The organism is Rhodococcus sp. HM1 (assembly GCF_023218075.1).
Lineage (GTDB): Bacteria > Actinomycetota > Actinomycetes > Mycobacteriales > Mycobacteriaceae > Rhodococcus.
Map to the genome: position 1 here is coordinate 25,359 of NZ_JALPTB010000007.1, position 15,898 is coordinate 41,256.

At 68.3% G+C, this 15,898-nt stretch carries 17 protein-coding genes and 5 tRNA genes; 10 read left to right on the forward strand and 12 right to left on the reverse strand.

The window, feature by feature from the left end:
* The gene (locus M1M07_RS05950) at nucleotides 1-561 is read right to left on the reverse strand and encodes a TetR/AcrR family transcriptional regulator (protein WP_197254596.1); all 561 of its coding nucleotides are present in this window, start codon (nucleotides 559-561) and stop codon (nucleotides 1-3) included.
* A 76-nt stretch (nucleotides 562-637) separates the two neighbouring features.
* Nucleotides 638-1,864, reverse strand: a complete 1,227-nt coding sequence (locus M1M07_RS05955) for a cytochrome P450 (protein ID WP_248673569.1) — start codon at nucleotides 1,862-1,864, stop codon at nucleotides 638-640.
* Nucleotides 1,865-1,962: 98 nt separating this feature from the next.
* Here M1M07_RS05955 and M1M07_RS05960 point away from each other — a divergent pair, with 98 nt between their 5' ends.
* Entirely contained in the window at nucleotides 1,963-2,556 is a 594-nt protein-coding gene (locus tag M1M07_RS05960; protein WP_248673570.1) for a TetR/AcrR family transcriptional regulator, read from the forward strand.
* Nucleotides 2,557-2,562: 6 nt separating this feature from the next.
* Here the strand turns inward: M1M07_RS05960 and M1M07_RS05965 are convergent, their stop codons facing one another.
* A complete protein-coding gene (locus M1M07_RS05965) occupies nucleotides 2,563-3,420 on the reverse strand; it encodes an SDR family NAD(P)-dependent oxidoreductase (protein ID WP_197254565.1) in 858 nt (285 codons plus the stop codon).
* Nucleotides 3,421-3,562: 142 nt separating this feature from the next.
* Here M1M07_RS05965 and M1M07_RS05970 point away from each other — a divergent pair, with 142 nt between their 5' ends.
* From M1M07_RS05970 to M1M07_RS05995, 6 genes are all read left to right on the forward strand, one after another.
* Nucleotides 3,563-5,047, forward strand: a complete 1,485-nt coding sequence (locus M1M07_RS05970; protein WP_197254567.1) for an aldehyde dehydrogenase — start codon at nucleotides 3,563-3,565, stop codon at nucleotides 5,045-5,047.
* A gap of 13 nt (nucleotides 5,048-5,060) precedes the next feature.
* Nucleotides 5,061-5,810 carry an SDR family oxidoreductase gene (locus tag M1M07_RS05975; protein ID WP_197254569.1) on the forward strand — a complete coding sequence of 250 codons (750 nt, stop codon included), beginning with the start codon at nucleotides 5,061-5,063 and terminating at the stop codon, nucleotides 5,808-5,810.
* The gene (locus M1M07_RS05980; RefSeq protein ID WP_308200780.1) at nucleotides 5,807-6,706 is read left to right on the forward strand and encodes an NAD(P)-dependent oxidoreductase; all 900 of its coding nucleotides are present in this window, start codon (nucleotides 5,807-5,809) and stop codon (nucleotides 6,704-6,706) included. The genes M1M07_RS05975 and M1M07_RS05980 overlap by 4 nt, the downstream gene beginning before the upstream one ends.
* Nucleotides 6,703-7,071, forward strand: coding sequence for a carboxymuconolactone decarboxylase family protein (locus M1M07_RS05985; protein WP_197254578.1), 369 nt, complete (start codon nucleotides 6,703-6,705; stop codon nucleotides 7,069-7,071). The genes M1M07_RS05980 and M1M07_RS05985 overlap by 4 nt, the downstream gene beginning before the upstream one ends.
* Nucleotides 7,072-7,177: 106 nt before the next feature.
* A complete protein-coding gene (locus M1M07_RS05990) occupies nucleotides 7,178-8,116 on the forward strand; it encodes a DUF1254 domain-containing protein (protein WP_248673571.1) in 939 nt (312 codons plus the stop codon).
* Between the two features lie 126 nt (nucleotides 8,117-8,242).
* Entirely contained in the window at nucleotides 8,243-8,905 is a 663-nt protein-coding gene (locus M1M07_RS05995) for a class I SAM-dependent methyltransferase (protein WP_248673572.1), read from the forward strand.
* An 85-nt stretch (nucleotides 8,906-8,990) separates the two neighbouring features.
* Here M1M07_RS05995 and M1M07_RS06000 read toward each other — a convergent pair whose 3' ends face one another.
* From M1M07_RS06000 to M1M07_RS06035, 8 genes are all read right to left on the reverse strand, one after another.
* Nucleotides 8,991-10,040, reverse strand: coding sequence for a prenyltransferase (locus M1M07_RS06000; RefSeq protein WP_248673573.1), 1,050 nt, complete (start codon nucleotides 10,038-10,040; stop codon nucleotides 8,991-8,993).
* Nucleotides 10,041-10,065: 25 nt separating this feature from the next.
* Nucleotides 10,066-10,797, reverse strand: coding sequence for a class I SAM-dependent methyltransferase (locus tag M1M07_RS06005; protein WP_248673574.1), 732 nt, complete (start codon nucleotides 10,795-10,797; stop codon nucleotides 10,066-10,068).
* The gene (locus M1M07_RS06010; protein WP_248673613.1) at nucleotides 10,797-12,035 is read right to left on the reverse strand and encodes a glycosyltransferase family 4 protein; all 1,239 of its coding nucleotides are present in this window, start codon (nucleotides 12,033-12,035) and stop codon (nucleotides 10,797-10,799) included. Before M1M07_RS06010 ends, M1M07_RS06005 begins: the two co-directional genes overlap by 1 nt.
* 168 nt (nucleotides 12,036-12,203) lie before the next feature.
* A tRNA-Asp gene (locus M1M07_RS06015) sits at nucleotides 12,204-12,277 on the reverse strand.
* A 70-nt stretch (nucleotides 12,278-12,347) separates the two neighbouring features.
* A tRNA-Phe gene (locus M1M07_RS06020) sits at nucleotides 12,348-12,424 on the reverse strand.
* A 40-nt stretch (nucleotides 12,425-12,464) separates the two neighbouring features.
* Nucleotides 12,465-12,538, reverse strand: a tRNA-Asp gene (locus M1M07_RS06025).
* Between the two features lie 46 nt (nucleotides 12,539-12,584).
* Nucleotides 12,585-12,657 (reverse strand) — tRNA-Glu (locus M1M07_RS06030).
* A gap of 110 nt (nucleotides 12,658-12,767) precedes the next feature.
* Entirely contained in the window at nucleotides 12,768-13,418 is a 651-nt protein-coding gene (locus M1M07_RS06035) for a TetR/AcrR family transcriptional regulator (RefSeq protein WP_248673575.1), read from the reverse strand.
* A 258-nt stretch (nucleotides 13,419-13,676) separates the two neighbouring features.
* Here M1M07_RS06035 and M1M07_RS06040 point away from each other — a divergent pair.
* Nucleotides 13,677-13,749, forward strand: a tRNA-Lys gene (locus tag M1M07_RS06040).
* A gap of 24 nt (nucleotides 13,750-13,773) precedes the next feature.
* Here the strand turns inward: M1M07_RS06040 and M1M07_RS06045 are convergent.
* Nucleotides 13,774-14,394, reverse strand: coding sequence for a hypothetical protein (locus tag M1M07_RS06045; RefSeq protein ID WP_197253213.1), 621 nt, complete (start codon nucleotides 14,392-14,394; stop codon nucleotides 13,774-13,776).
* A 142-nt stretch (nucleotides 14,395-14,536) separates the two neighbouring features.
* Between M1M07_RS06045 and M1M07_RS06050 the strand changes: the two genes are divergently transcribed.
* The gene (locus tag M1M07_RS06050) at nucleotides 14,537-14,992 is read left to right on the forward strand and encodes a hypothetical protein (protein WP_197253216.1); all 456 of its coding nucleotides are present in this window, start codon (nucleotides 14,537-14,539) and stop codon (nucleotides 14,990-14,992) included.
* 128 nt (nucleotides 14,993-15,120) lie between these two features.
* Nucleotides 15,121-15,726 carry a DUF937 domain-containing protein gene (locus M1M07_RS06055; RefSeq protein WP_197253218.1) on the forward strand — a complete coding sequence of 202 codons (606 nt, stop codon included), beginning with the start codon at nucleotides 15,121-15,123 and terminating at the stop codon, nucleotides 15,724-15,726.
* Nucleotides 15,727-15,898: the final 172 nt, after the last annotated feature.

The following is a 15,898-nucleotide window of genomic DNA, read 5'->3' on the forward strand; positions in this document are numbered from 1 at the left end:
CTACTCCAATAGAAGTCTGGCGGAGGTTTCCAACCGATCGGCGAGCTTCGCGTAGGTGCCGTAACCCATTCCGGCGCGGACGAGCGCACCCGCGTACAGCAGTTCGAGGGCTTCGAGGACATTCGGGTCGCCGTCCAGCCCCAGGGCGGCCGACAGCCGCTCCCGGATGTCGAGGCCGATGCGGCCGCGCAGGTGTTCGACGTCGGGGTCGCGGCCGAGCAGTGCGCTGGTCACGGCCCCGGCGAGTTCGGGTTCGTCGTCCATGAGCATTGCGATGTTGCGCAGCACGGCGCACACCCGGTCGGCGGTGCTGCCGACGATGTCGGCGGGGTCGGGTGTGGCGGCGAGCCGGCGCCAGAACACCTCGGCGACGAGGTGTTCCTTGGACGAGAAGTAGGTGTAGGCGGTGGCGGGTGCGACCCCGGCCCTCGAGGCGACGGTGCGCACGGTCAGACCTGCGAATCCCTCCTCCCGGAGCACCTCGACCGCGGCGCGGGTGAGGCGGTCCACGGTGTCTGCCTGCTTCTCGGTGAGACGCCGGCGGGTGGATTCGAGATTCACATTTCTGGACACGTGTCTGGACATTACTACGGCAACCTCGCCGCGGCAATGCCCGATCAGGGCCGTATGCACGAAATCAGTCCTGCCGCGGGTGGATACGCACCGGCATCGCCTTGACACCGTTGACGAAGTTCGAGCGCAGTCGCCGCGCCGGTCCGGCCGGCTCGACGCGGTCGAGGCGCCGCGCGAGCGTCTCGAACATCACCTTCAGTTCGAGCCTGGCCAGATGTGCTCCGAGGCAGAAGTGCACGCCGGTACCGCCGAACGCGACGTGCGGATTGTGCTCACGTCCGATGTCGAAGCGGTGCGGTTCCTCGAAGACGTCGCCGTCCCGGTTCGCGGCCGGGTAGTACAGGACGACCTTGTCCCCGCGATCCACGGACTGCTCCCCGATCGTCGCCGGGCAGGTGGGGGTGCGGCGGAAGCCGATCACCGGGCTCACCCAGCGCAGGATCTCCTCGACCGCGCTCGGGACGAGTCCGGGATCGTGCTGCAGTCGCCGCCACTGGTCGGGATGGTCCATGAACGCCTGCATGCCGCCGGTGATCGCGTTGCGCGTGGTCTCGTTTCCCGCGATGACGAGCAGCACGAAGAACATGCAGAACTCCATCTCGGTGAGCGTGTCCCCGTGCTCGTCCGGCCGGACCAGCGCGGACACGATGTCGTCCCGCGGCTCGGCCCGACGCCGGGCGGCGATCTCGTTGGCGTACAGGAAGATCTCGGCGGCGGCGAGTTCGCCGTCCGCCTGGGTGCTGCCGTACTCGGGATCGTCCCAGCCGATCATCCGGTTGGACCAGTCGTACAGCTTGTCCACATCCTCGGCGGGTGCGCCGAGCAGCGCCGCGATCACCTCGAGCGGCAGCGGCGCGGAGACGAGCGGCACGAAGTCCACGACCGCGCCGTCGCGGCCGGCCTCGATCAGCTCGTCGACGGTGCGTTCGCAGATGTCGCGAATACGCCCTTCGAGCTGCTTGACGACCCGCGGGGTGAATCCGCGGCTCACGAGCTGGCGGAGCCGGGTGTGCTCGGGCGCATCGAGATTGATGAGCATAGCGGCCTGTTTGAGCCGGGTCTCGTCGTCGAACTCGTCGATCTGCGTGGTACCGAGCGCGGAGGAGAAGGTGGCGCTGTCGCGGGAGACCGCCGTGACGTCGGCGTGCCGGGTGAGCGCCCAGTAGCCGGGACCGTCGTCCTCCGGCTGCCAGTACACAGGACATCGCCGGCGGATGTCGTCGAACGCGTCGTGCGGCATTTCCTTCTCGTAGACGTCCGGGTTCTTGAGATCGGTGCGTGACGCCGTCATGGGGGGTTACCTCGGGTGTCGTGGAAGCAAGAAACGAATGGCTCTTGTTTACAAACTACTCACATTCGTTTGGAATGGAAGACCCCTAAGATCGCTTTATGGCACGTGACAACGAACGCCCCGTCCGGCGCCGTACGCTCACCCGTGACAAGGTGATCGACGCCGCGCTCGCCGTCGTGGACGAACACGGATGGCAGCAGTTGACGATGAGCACCCTGGCGGCTCGTGTGGGTGTAGTGGGCGCGTCGCTGTACAACCATGTGCGCGGCCTCGACGACGTCCGGTCCGAGGTTCAGATCCGGACGATGATCACCCTCGGCGACCGGCTGCGCGAAGAAGCCATGGGCCGCAGCGGAATCGACGGACTGCGGCACCTCATCGCGACCTATCGGTCGTGGGCGGTCGCGAATCACCGCCGTTACGAGGCCCTCACCGCCGCTCCGATCGACCGCGACGCACTCATCACCTCGGCGCTCGACGCGAACAGCGCTCTGCGCGCGATGCTCGTCTCGTGCGGTGTCCCCGATGGGGATTCGCTCGATACCGCGGTCGCGCTGTTCGCCGCGGTACACGGTTTCGCGATGATCGAGGGCACCGGCTTCCTCGGCGACGAGATGGATCTCGACCGCATCTTCGAGAAGGTGGTGGACAGCGCGCTCGCGTCGATCACCGCGTCACCGTCCCGCGACTGACCCCGGCTACCCTCCGACGAATCCCGCGATCTCCTCGATCGTCCACGGCGGCTCGGCCTTGTGGTCTCGCCATGCCAGCAGGCTCGGCCGGGGCCGCGGGAAGCGCCCGACGAAACATCCCGAGCCGGCGAAGATCTCGCCGGTGACCCCTGCCGACCGCCCGTCGACGAGATACGCGTAGAGCCGGGCGACGAACTCGGGCGGCGCCGGGTCGAGCGAGCCCTGATAACTCACATCGTCGAGCAGGCCCCGGCGGTGGAGCTGCTCGATCTGCCGTTCGTACTCGTCGCCCGTCGACAGCCGCGTCCGCGCCCCCGGGCACACCGCATTGGCCCGGACCCCCTGTTCGCGCAACTCCGCGGCGATCGCCAGGGTGAGGCTGTTGACCGCACCCTTGCCCGCCGGGTAGCCGGTACCGCCGTAATCACCGAGGAAGGCGAACGAACTCGTGTTGACGATGGCGCCCCCGCCGCGCGCCACGAGGTGCGGCGCGACGGTGCGGCAGGTCCGGAACGTGCCGGTCAGGTGGGCGTCGAGCAGTTCGTGCCACTGCTCGTCGGTCACCGACAGGATCGACGACCCGCTGGGCTCGGCGATACCGGCACAGTTGATCAGGGCATCGACGTCGCCGAACTCGTCGAGCGCGGCGGCCAGTAGCGCCTCTGCCACGCCCGGCGCCGCGGCCGATCCGGCGACCCCGACAGCGCGCCCACCTGCGGCTTCGATCTCCGCGACCGTGTCGTGCACCGCGTCCTCGGCCCGCCCGTTCACCACCACCGCGGCACCCGCGGCGGCCAGCTCGAGTGCCACCGCCCGGCCGATCCCCCGGCTCGCTCCGGTCACGATTGCCGCCCGATCCGCCATCCCGCCCCTCCCGTCCGGCGCGATATTGCACCGCGCATCTGCCCGAACTATAGTCCAGACAAGTGTCCAGATTATGAGGACCGTCACACGCTCCACGTCGACCGACGTCTGCCACCGAACCGCCAGAACGGGAGCACCACACATGGCCCTGCGCCCCAGGAACAGCCCGACCGACAGCACTCCCCTGCTGATCGACGGCAAACTCGTCCCCGGCTCCGGGGGCACCTTCGAGACCCGCAATCCCGCGACCGAGGAAACGCTCGGCTACGCCGCCGACGGCACCGCCGCCGACATGGACGCGGCCATCGCCGCCGCCCGGCAGGCCTTCGACACCACCGACTGGTCCCGCGACCACGCCTTCCGCGCCCGTTGCCTGCGCCAGTTGCGCGACGCGCTGCGCGGACACATCGAGGAACTGCGCGAGATCACCATCGCCGAGGTCGGCGCGCCCCGTTTCCTCACCTCCGCCGCACATCTCGAAGGCCCGGTCGACGACCTGTTGTGGTTCGCCGATCTCGCCGAGAAGTACGAGTGGAAGCAGGATCTCGGCAACGCGTCCCCCATGGGTATCCCGACGCACCGCTACCTGCTGAAGGAAGCGGTCGGTGTCGTCGGCGCGATCACGCCGTGGAACTTCCCGCACCAGATCAACTTCGCCAAGATCGGTCCCGCGCTCGCAGCCGGCAACACCGTCGTCCTCAAGCCCGCACCCGACACCCCGTGGTGCGCAGCGCTGGTCGGCAGGATCATCGCCGAGGAGACCGACATCCCGCCGGGCGTGGTGAACATCGTGACGTCGAGCGACCATGCGGTCGGCGCCCGGCTCGCCTCCGACCCGCGGGTCGACCTCGTCTCCTTCACCGGCTCGACCGCGACCGGCAGGGCCGTGATGCGCGCGGCCGCCGAGACGCTCAAGAAGGTCTTCCTCGAGCTCGGCGGCAAGTCCGCCTTCGTGGTCCTCGACGACGCCGACCTGAACGGCGCCTGCTCGATCGCCGCGTTCACCGTGTGCACGCACGCCGGGCAGGGCTGCGCGATCACCACCCGTCTCGTCGTCCCCCGCGAACGCTACGACGAGGCCGTCGAACTCACCGCGAAATCGCTGCGCGGCATCCGCCCGGGCAATCCGAACGAACCCGGAACCGTCTGCGGTCCACTGATTTCCGCTCGCCAGCGTGACCGCGTCGAGGGCTACCTGAAGCTCGCGGTCGAGGAGGGCGGAACGATCGTCGTCGGCGGTGGCCGTCCCGCCGAGCACGACAAGGGCTTCTTCGTCGAACCGACCCTGATCGCGGGCCTGGACAACAGCACCCGCGTCGCCCAGGAGGAGATCTTCGGTCCCGTCCTGGTGATCCTGCCGCACGACGGCGACGACGACGCCGTGCGCATCGCCAACGACTCTCCCTACGGTCTGTCCGGCTCGGTGTGGGGCACCGACCAGGACCGCGTCGCCCACGTCGTCGCCGGGATCCGCACCGGCACCCTCGGTGTCAACGGCGGCATCTGGTACGCCGCCGACGCGCCCTTCGGGGGCTACAAGCAATCCGGAATCGGCCGCGAAATGGGCGTGGCCGGCTTCGAGGAATACCTGGAGACCAAGCTCGTCGCGGAACCCGCGGCGCCCTAGAAAGGTTCACGACATGGGACGTTTCACCGATCGAACCGCCATCGTCACCGGTGGCGCGCAGGGAATCGGCGAGGCCTACGCCCGGGCGCTCGCCGCCGAGGGCGCGAACGTGGTGGTCGCCGACCTCAACACCGAAGCGGGCGAGCAGGTTGCCAAGCAGATCGTCGCGGACGGCGGCAGCGCCGTCTTCCTGCCCGTCGACGTCGCCGACCCGGACTCGGCCACCGAACTCGCCGCCAGGACCGTCGAGACGTTCGGCGGGATCGACCATCTGGTCAACAACGCCGCGATCTACGGCGGCATGAAACTGGACCTGCTGCTCACGGTGCCGTGGGACTACTACAAGAAGTTCATGAGCGTGAACCTCGACGGCGCACTCAACGTCACGCGCGCCGTGTGGCCGCACATGAGGAAGAAGGGCGGCTCGATCGTCAACCAGTCGTCGACCGCCGCGTGGCTCTACTCGGGGTTCTACGGCCTGGCCAAGGTCGGCGTCAACGGCCTGACCCAGCAGCTCGCGGTCGAACTCGGCGGCAACAACATTCGCATCAATGCGATCGCCCCCGGGCCGATCGACACCGAGGCCACCCGCACCGTCACGCCCGGCAACATGGTGGCGGACATGGTCGGCAGGCTCCCGCTCAAGCGGATGGGCACGCCCGAGGACCTGGTCGGCATGTGCCTGTTCCTGCTGTCCGACGAGGCCGGCTGGGTCACCGGGCAGATCTTCAACGTCGACGGCGGGCAGGTGATCCGGTCGTGACCGCGCCTTCCGACGTGTCCGTCGGCTACATCGGCCTGGGCAACATGGGTGCGCCGATGGCCAAGCGACTCCTCGACTGGCCCGGTGGACTGACGGTGCTCGATATGCGTCCCGAGGCCGTCCAACCGTTCACCGCTGCCGGCGCGACCGCCGCCGGAAGTGCTGCGGAACTGGCCGCCACGTGCGACGTCGTCTCCGTGACGGTGCTCGACGACGCGCAGGTCCGCGACGTCGTCGCCGGACCCGACGGCCTGCTCTCGACCGCGCGGCCCGGCACCGTCGTCGCCGTGCACTCGACGATCTCCGACACCAACGCCGTCGACCTCGCCGCGGTCTGCGCCGAGCGCGGCGTGCATCTGGTCGATGCCCCGGTCTCCGGTGGTGCGGTCGGTGCCGCGAAGGGCACGCTGGCCGTCATGGTCGGCGCGGACGAAGAGTCGTTCGCGAAGGTCCGCGAGCCGTTCGGCACCTGGGCCGGTCTTGTCGTCCACGCCGGTCCGGTCGGAGCGGGAACGCGAATGAAGCTGGCGCGCAACCTGTTGCACTTCATCTCGTTCAACGCGGCCGCGGAAGCCCAGCGGCTGGCCGAGGCCGCCGGGCTCGACATCACCGCACTCGGCAAGGTGGTGCGGCACACCGACGCGATCACCGGCGGTGCCGGGGCGATCATGTTGCGCGACACCACCGCTGCGCTGGCACCGGACGATCCGTGGTTCCCGATCCTCGCGCACGCGCGGTCGCTCGGCGAGAAGGACCTGACGTTGGCGCTGGAACTGGGCGAGCGACTGGGCGTCGACCTGCCGCTCGGCACCCGGGCACTCGCCGATCTCGGCACCGGGCTCGGTGTCGGCCCCGGCGAACTGGCACAACAACGTTCGACGAAGGAGAACGCGTGACCGACGAACGACGACAGCGGGGCCTCGACATGATGTCGAAGGTCTACGGCTGGGAGATGCAGGACGGGCCGGGCGATCACTTCGCCTACACCGCCGATCACCTGTTCGGGGAGATCTGGACCCGCCCCGGATTGAGCATCCGGGACCGTCGGCTGCTACTCCTGGGTGCACTGGCCGCGCAGGGCCTGACCGACATCGCCGAGATCCAGATCAACGCGGCGCTGCAGAACGAGGAACTCGACGAAGAGCAGTTGCGGGAGATCGCCCTGTTCCTGTGCCACTACGTCGGCTGGCCGCTCGGCACCAAGCTCGACACGACCGTCGGCAAGGTGCTGCATCAGCGCAGGGCCGCCGCGCGCTCGTGATCGCCACGCCCACCGATTCCGGGGCCCGGAACCGGTGGGCGTTTCACGCGGAATCGATGGGCGTTTCCCGCCGCGGGACCGCGACGACGCCGCTAGGCTCGCCGACATGACGAGCATTCCGGTGAATGTGGACAACTTCGTTCGTGCGGAAACGGATCGAATGTTCTCCGATCTCCAGCGGGACTGCGGCGGAGTCAACGTGCTGCGCCACAATCGCGAAGCGGCGTCGGTCGACCACCAGACGGTGATCCGGCTCAACCGCGACACCCTCTACAGCTTCGCGGTCGTCGACGTCTCGGCCGGTGCGGTCGTCACCGTTCCCCACTGCGGCCGCCGGTACGCCTCGGTGATGGTCGTCGACCAGGACCACTACGTGAACCGGATCCTGCACGATCCCGGCGAACACCGTCTCGATCCCGGCGACTTCCCCACGTCGTATGTCACCGTCGCGGTCCGGATCCTGGCCGATCCGGCCGACGCGGACGATGTGCGTACGGCGACCGAACTCCAGGACCGGTTCCGCATCGATGCGGGCTCGGCGGTCGCGTTCACGTCTCCCGGGTACGACACCGCAAGCCTCGATGCGACCCGCAATGCGCTGCTCGATCTGGCGCGCGGACTCACGGCGTTCGATCGGACGTTCGGCCGCAAGGACCAGGTCGACCCCGTGCGCCACCTCATCGGTACCGCCGCCGGATGGGGTGGGCTCCCGACCGAGGAGGCCACCTACATCGGTGTCGACCCGGGACTGCCGGTCGGCGAGTACGAACTGACGGTGCGCGATGTACCCGTCGACGGATTCTGGTCCCTGTCGGTGTACAACGCGAAGGGATACTTCGAACCCAACGACCGCGGCGTCTACAGTGTCAACAACATCACCGCCGTCCCGAACGACGACGGCTCGGTCACCGTCCGGTTCGGCGGTACCGACGGTGCCCCCAACAGCATTCCGATCACCGAGGGCTGGAACTACCTCGTGCGGCTCTACCGGCCGCGGCCGGAAATCCTCGACGGGAGTTGGAGGTTCCCCTCCCTCACTCCCTAGTCGCGGGGGCGAGCCGGGCGGTACCGGATTCCGCTTCCGATGATCTCGGGACGGTGGTTCCGCGGCTCCACTCCCGTCGGTAGTGTGAGCCACCGAACAGCAATCCAGCGAACGGAGACTGTGCCGATGACCCGCACCACGCTGCCCCGCGAGATGGTCGAACTTGCCGAGGCGACACCGGGTTTCATGCCGGAGGACGAGGGCACGGCGCTGCACGACGCGGCGGTGCGGTATCTCGGCGACGGCGTGGGTGTCGAGATCGGCACCTACTGCGGGCGCTCGACGGTGTACCTCGGTGCGGCCGCGAAAGCGACCGGCGGAACGATCGTCACCGTCGACCACCACCACGGGTCCGAGGAGCACCAGCCCGGCTGGGAGTACCACGACGAGACACTCGTCGACCCCCACACCGGCCTGCTCGACACGGCCGGACGACTCCGCCACACCCTCGCCGATGCCGACCTCGAAACGCACGTGGTCGCGGTGATCGGCGCCTCCGCGCAGGTCGCCGGGTTCTGGCGCACCCCGGCGTCGTTCGTGTTCGTCGACGGCGGTCACAGCAGCGCGGCCGCGCAGGCCGACTACGAGGGCTGGGCGCGGTGGGTGCGCGTCGGCGGCGCCCTGATCATCCACGACGTGTTCCCCGACCCCGCCGACGGCGGTCGTCCCCCGTACGAGATCTACTGCCGCGCACTCGACAGCGGCGAGTTCACCGAGGTGTCGGTGACGGGGTCGCTGCGAGTTCTCGAACGCACGGGCGGCACGGTCGGGGTCCTGCCGGGCGCGTGACCGTCCGCCGTCGAGAAAGTCAGCCGCGCGGGGCATACACCGCGCGGCTGTCTTTTCCGTCGGCCGGTGTCGGACGCGGCTGCTGTCAGACGCGGACGCCGCAGCCTTCGCTGCAGCGGTCGGCACCCACCAGTTCCACAGGCGCCGCCGCGTCACGGAACAGTCCGCTGCCACCGGTGGTGCGGGAGAGCGCGTCGGCGGCGAGAACCACCGCGGCGCTCGTCCACGAACTCTTCTCCACCGGCCAGCGTTTGCCGTCACTGAAAACCAGTCCGGTCCAGTACGATCCGTCCGGATCGCGCAGGTGCTGCATCGCCGCGAACAGTTCCTTTGCGCGCGTGTTGCTTCCGAGCGCGTCGAGGGCCAGGACCAGCTCACACGTCTCGGCGCCCGTCACCCACGGTTTGTGATCGACGCACCGGATGCCCAGCCCGTCCACCACGAAGTCGTTCCAGCGTTCCCGGATGCGTTCGTGCGCAACGGTTCCGCGGACGGCTCCCCCGAGGACCGGGTAGTACCAGTCCATGGAGTATTCCGGTTTGGGGGTGAACACCTCCGGGTGCCGCCGCAGCGCGTGCCCGAGCCGGTACAGCGCGAACTCCCACTCCGGCTGCGGATCACCCACGGCCTCCGCAAGACGCAACGCGCACCGGAAACCGTGATGGATGCTCGAACACCCGGTGAGGAGAGCTTCCTCCGCGATACCGGATTCGTTTCGAGCCCAGAAGATCTCGCCGCCGGGCGCCTGCATGGACAGCACATGTTCGAGGGCGGCCTTCACCGTCGGCCACATGTGCTCGACGAACCGGACGTCGCCGGTGACGAGATGGTGATGCCACACCCCGACGGCGATGTACGCCGCGAAATTACTGTCGGAGTCGGCGTTTTCGATCGTGTCGCAGCGGAACTGCATCGGCCACGACCCGTCCGCGCGCTGGGTGCGCCGCGACCACTCGAACGCAGCCTCGGCCTCCTCGCGCAGCCCGGTCACGGTCAGCGCCATCGCGGATTCGATGTGGTCCCACGGATCGGTATGCCCGCCCGGGAACCACGGGATCGCTCCCGAGGACTGCTGCATGTCGGCGATGGCGTGCCCGGTGCGGAGGCACTCCTGGGCGGAGAGCACGCCCGGCACCGACGGAACCGCTGGTGCGCCCCTGTCAGCGCGCCGCAACGGGGACGACCGGCTTCTCGACGTAGAAGACCACGCTCTTTCCCATGATCGGATCGAGGACCGATTCGAGGGTGCGGGTCAGCCACGGTTTGTGCATCAGATCCCACACGAGCAGCTTGTGATACGCCTTCGTCAGCACGTGATCGTCGTTGTCGACGCCGACCGCGCACTTGAGCCACCAGTACGGCGCGTGCAGGGCGTGCGCGTGGTCGCGACCGCGGATCTTCAGGCCGGCCGCGGTGAGCTTGGCGGCGAGTTCGTCGGCCTTGTAGATGCGAATGTGTCCACCCTCGACCTCGTGATAGGCATCGGACAGTGCCCAGCAGATCTTCTCGGGGAACCAGCGCGGCACCGTGATCGCCGCGACCCCGCCCGGCTTGAGCACGCGGGTGAACTCCTCGATCGCGCGCACGTCCTGCGGCACGTGCTCGAGCACCTCGGAGATGAGCACCACATCGAACGTCTCGTCGTCGTAAGGCAGTTCGAGCGCGTCACCCACTTCGGCGCGCGCGCGTGCCCCGGCGGGGACCTCGCCCTCGAGCTCCATCGCCGCGAACATCTCGGCGACCGCTTTCATGTCGTCCGCGCTCCGGTCGAACGCGACGACGTCCGCCCCGCGCCGGTACAGCTCGAAGGAGTGCCGGCCGGCGCCCGCGCCGATATCGATGGCGCGGTGGCCGGGCGCAACTCCGAGACGGCCGAAATCGACGGTCAGCATCAGTGGTTCGCCTTTCGTGTCTGCGCTGCGATCGCGTCGTCGTAGACGCATGCGGTCTGTGCGGCCACTGCCGACCAGCTGTACCGGTCGAGGACCCGTTGCCGGGCCGCCGCACCGAGCCGGTCCCGTTCGGCCGGGTCGTCGAAGAGCGCCGCGAGCGCCGCCGCGAGTTTCTCGCCGTCACCGGGGGGAACGAGCACACCGGCATCGCCGACGACCTCGGGGATCGCGCCTGCGCGGCTCGCAACGAGCGGTGTCCCGCATGCCATGGCCTCCACCGCGGGCAGTGAGAAACCTTCGTAGAGCGACGGGACCGCGGCGATCTCCGCGGAACCGAGGAGCGCGGCGAGCTCGGCGTCGTCGATGCCCGACACGGTGCGCACGATGTCCCCGATGCCGAGTTCGTCGATGAGCCGCGCGGTCACACCGCCTTCGGCGAGCTTCGAGACGAGCACCAGTTCGACGGTCCGCTCGGTCCGCAGCTTGGCGACGGCGCCGAGCAGCGTCGACACGCCCTTGAGCGGTGCGTCGGCGCTCGCCACGCACACGATGCGTCCCGGCACCCGGGCGCCGGCGGGAGGGGCGAACAGTTCGGTGTCGACGCCGAGCGGGATCGTGTGCAGATTTTCCGGGTCGACGTCGAACGCCGTGCGGATGTCGTCCGCCGAGGACTCGGACACGGTGAGCAACGTTCCGATCCGGCGGGCGACCCGTGCCTGCATGCGCAGGAAGCCGTACCAGCGGCGCAGGGTCAGTTTGCGGCGCCACGTGGTGGCCTGCGCGAGATCGAGTTCGCGGTCGCGGGTGATGGGATGGTGGATCGTCGCGACGAGGGGAAGCCCGGCGTCGGCGATGCGGAGCAATCCGTACCCGAGGCACTGGTTGTCGTGCACGACGTCGAATTCGCCGGCCCGTGCGCGAAGGAGCTTCGCCGCCCGCAGGCTGAACGTGAGCGGCTCGGGGAAGCCCGCGGTCCACATCGTCGCGACCTCCAGGACGTCGACGAGGTCGCGGAACTCCCGGGGTTTCGGGGTGCGGAAGGGGTCGTCGTCGCGGTAGAGGTCGAGGCTGGGGACCTTCGTGAGGGTGACGCCGGGATCGAGCTCCGGGTAGGGCTGGCCCGAGAACACTTCGACGTCGTGCCCGAGGGCGGCGAGTTCTCGGCTCAGATGCCGGACGTAGACGCCCTGGCCGCCGCAGTGCGGCTTACTCCGGTACGACAGGAGAGCAATTCGCACGGTCACCTCGTTCCTCGTCGCCGGCGGCGTCCGACCAAGATCGCACCACTCTAGAACATGTTCTTGTTCGAGGTCACGACACTGGGACGGCGCGGATACTTTCGGAAGATCAGTAACGGTATACGACGAAGGCCCGGTATCTCATCGATACCGGGCCTTCGTCTGAAGCGACCCTGACGGGACTCGAACCCGCGACCTCCGCCGTGACAGGGCGGCGCGCTAACCAACTGCGCCACAGGGCCATGAAAGAACCCTGACGGATTCTCACAGCAGGACCCACCGCGAACGGTGGGTCCGAAGTATGAAGTTATATGGTGGCCAGGGCCGGGATCGAACCGGCGACCTTCCGCTTTTCAGGCGGACGCTCGTACCAACTGAGCTACCTGGCCGGGACGGCACCCGAACCGAATGCCGATCGCATATTCTCTGCGACCCTGACGGGACTCGAACCCGCGACCTCCGCCGTGACAGGGCGGCGCGCTAACCAACTGCGCCACAGGGCCAGAACATTCTTCACTTGTACTGCACCCTCCGGCGTACACCGAAGAGTACCCCCTACGGGATTCGAACCCGCGCTACCGCCTTGAAAGGGCGGCGTCCTAGGCCGCTAGACGAAGGGGGCCCAGACCGGATTGCTCCGACCCGCACCCTCAACGGCGTTCGTGTTCCGTTGGGAGCTTGGATAGCTTAGGACACCGCTTTCCCGATTCACAAATCAGCAGGTCACAAGCTCTATTGCGGGGGATTCGCCGCGGCCGGCCAACCCTCCCGGTGCCACCGGTCGAGCCATTCCTGCGACGCCATCGCCTCGAGCGGGACCTCCAGGCACATCTCGAACCGCGCGCGTACGTCGCCATCGGAAGACGTCAGGTCGGTCATGTACCGCTGTCCCGCCAGCGCCGCGCTGATCACCTCGACGAAGCGCCGGATGTCGGCACCCGGCCGGAACAGCCCCTCGCGCTGCGCCTCCTCCGCGAGGCGATACCCGGCCGTTCCCCACACGGAGCCGCCCCGCAACCGCGCCTCGGATTCGAACTCCGGCTCGATCAAGAGCTTGAACTCGGCGCGGATGATGACGTCCCGCTGCAGGGCGTCCGCGAGTTCGGTGACCATTCCGTGCAGACGTTCGAACGGATCGAGCCCGGGAGCCTGCACCCACCGGTCGACGAGCGCTCGGTATCGCGCGAGCCCTTCCTCGAGCACGGCACGGGCGAGCGCTTCCTTCGAGTCGAAGTGGAAGTACATCGCGCCCTTGGTGGCGTTCGAATGCTCCAGAATCGTGTTGATCGACGCCGCCGCGTAACCGCGCTTGGAGAACTCCGCCGCAGCGGATTCCACGATCGCTGCCCGCGTGCGCCTCGCGCGTTCCTGTTGAGGTGCCATGGGGTGAAGCCTCCGAACCTGACCGCCCCCCTCAATAGTCTGCCCCCGCGGACAACTGTAGACGTCCACCGGATATCGCCGCCGCACCCGCACGTAGCAGCTCAAACGGTCCCCCGCGGCTACGCTGGAAGAACACACCGGGTGGTACGATTTTCTACGGCTCGGGTGCGACGCAGGGGGTGAGCATCCGAGCCGCCGAGAGATTTTCGGTTCCCGGATACCCCCGCGCGGCACTCTGTGGTTACACTGTGCGCCCACGCCCCTATAGCTCAGTTGGTAGAGCTACGGACTTTTAATCCGCAGGTCGTAGGTTCGAGCCCTACTGGGGGCACCGAGACGTGGCGGGCTGATCCGATCAGTCCGCCGCGTCGGACTTCCTCCTCTGCTCCAGCTCCCGCGCTTCCCGCTCGGCTGCCGCTTCCTTCTCGGCGCGCTGCAGTTCCAGTTCGCCGCGTGCGCGGCGCAGTTCGTCACCGCGTTTGCGGTGACGCATGCTCACGACGGCGGCGATCACGAACACCAGGGCCCCGAGGACGGCGCCGATGAGAGACGCACCCCGGAAGCCGGGACCGTCCACATCGAGGATCCGCTCCCCCGCGTGGGCCGCGTTGCCGCCGCCGAGCACGATGCTCAGAGTCATCAGATTCGGCACGGCGACCAGGAGCGCGACGATCGCGAGCACGATCTGCAGCCCGCGGTGATACCGCCAGTCGCGCACGCGCCACACCCACGACAACAACGCCAGCGGCACGAACGTGCACAGGAAGCCGAACATCAGGCCCCACAACGTTCCCCGCACCATCCCACCGTCGGCGAGGCCCGCGATCCGCTGGGCCCACCAGCGGGGCACGAACGCCGCGAGGACGAAGTAGAGGACGACCAGGGCCACCAGCCCCAGCAACACCCACGCGGTCCTCTTCACCCACTTCGGCGCGCCGGTCCGGGCGACCCCGGATTCGAGCGTCTCGTCCGACATGTCGCACCTTCCCTCTGTCCGTTTCGTGCGTATTCCACCCTACGGATCGCGGCACGGCCCCGCCTTTCATCCGGGAATCGGCGCCGAATTTGGATACCGTGTGGTCGCTCACGGAAACGATCCGACGATCGATGGGAGTGGCATGCGGAGTTTCGTCGACCTTGGTCTGTTCCTGTCCGCAATCGCAGTGGGGATCGGGACGTTCCTTCCCGTCGTCGGAGGCGTGCGGGCAACCGAGATTCCACTCGCCTCGCTGCGGGACGGTTTCGAGGGAGGCGACCTGAGCGCGCTCGCCGGCCCCGATCTGCCGTTGCACCTGTCCCTCGCATTGCCGTTGGCCGCAGCCGCGATCCTGCTGCTGGTCGCCGCACTGTTCGACTCGGTCGCGGCCGCGTGGGCCGGCGCGATCCTCGGCACCGCGGTCGTCGTCGTGCTGGCGGTGCGGGTGCAGCAGTCGTTCGGCGAGTACATCCGGGACAACCACAGCACCGTGCTCACGAACCAGAACGGATTCGTCCTACTCCTGAGCGGAACCGTGGTCGCACTGCTGTGCGGCCTGCTCTCCGTGCGCAGGCCCACAGCGCAATCCGGCGTGTGATCGAGAACGGACATTCGGTACACGAACGACGCGCGCCGAATTTGCACGGCTGACGGGGAACGACTGGTTAGGCTTCGCCACAACGGGCAAATCGCATCCTGGAGCGCCCCTTACCCAGACAGGTTCTCATGGCAACTCTCGACGACCTTCTCTCCCAGATTCCTGTCGCTCAGATCGCGGAGCGGCTCGGCGTGGACCAGCAGACCGCGGAGACGGCCGTGCGCGCCGCACTGCCGACCCTCGTCGGTGGTCTCGACGCCAACGCGAAGGATCCGGCCGGTGCCGCCTCGCTGCTCTCCGCCCTGGACAATCACTCCGGTGACCTCGTCGAGGGCGGCGTGAACGTGGCCGACGTGGACACCGAGGACGGCAGCAAGATCGTCGCCAACGTGTTCGGTGAAAACAAGGACCAGGTCATCAGCACCCTCGGCGGCGTCAACGGCACCGGTGGCAACGAACTGGTCGCCAAGCTCCTGCCGATCCTCGCGCCGATCGTGCTGTCGTTCATCGCCAAGCAGCTCACCGGCGGCGGACAGGGCGCGACCACGGCGACGGCGTCGGCTCCGAGCCAGGGCGGCCTCGGCGATCTGCTGGGCGGTCTCCTCGGCAGCGCGGCGGGCGGTTCCGGCGGCGCAGGCGCACTCGGCGACGTTCTCGGCAGCGTGCTGGGCGGCAACGCCGGCAGCGGGCTCGGTGGCCTGCTGGGCGGTCTGCTCGGCGGCGGCAAGCGCTGACCACAGCACCTCCACTCGGGGCGGCGACATCGCGATGTCGCCGCCCCGAGTCGTTTCACGCTCGACTTTCGTGCGTCCCGTGCATCACCGTGCGTCGTGATCGGGATCGCCCACAGGAGCCTGTACCGTGTCCCACGGCATGTGATGTGATCTGAAGCACTCGTCGGAAACG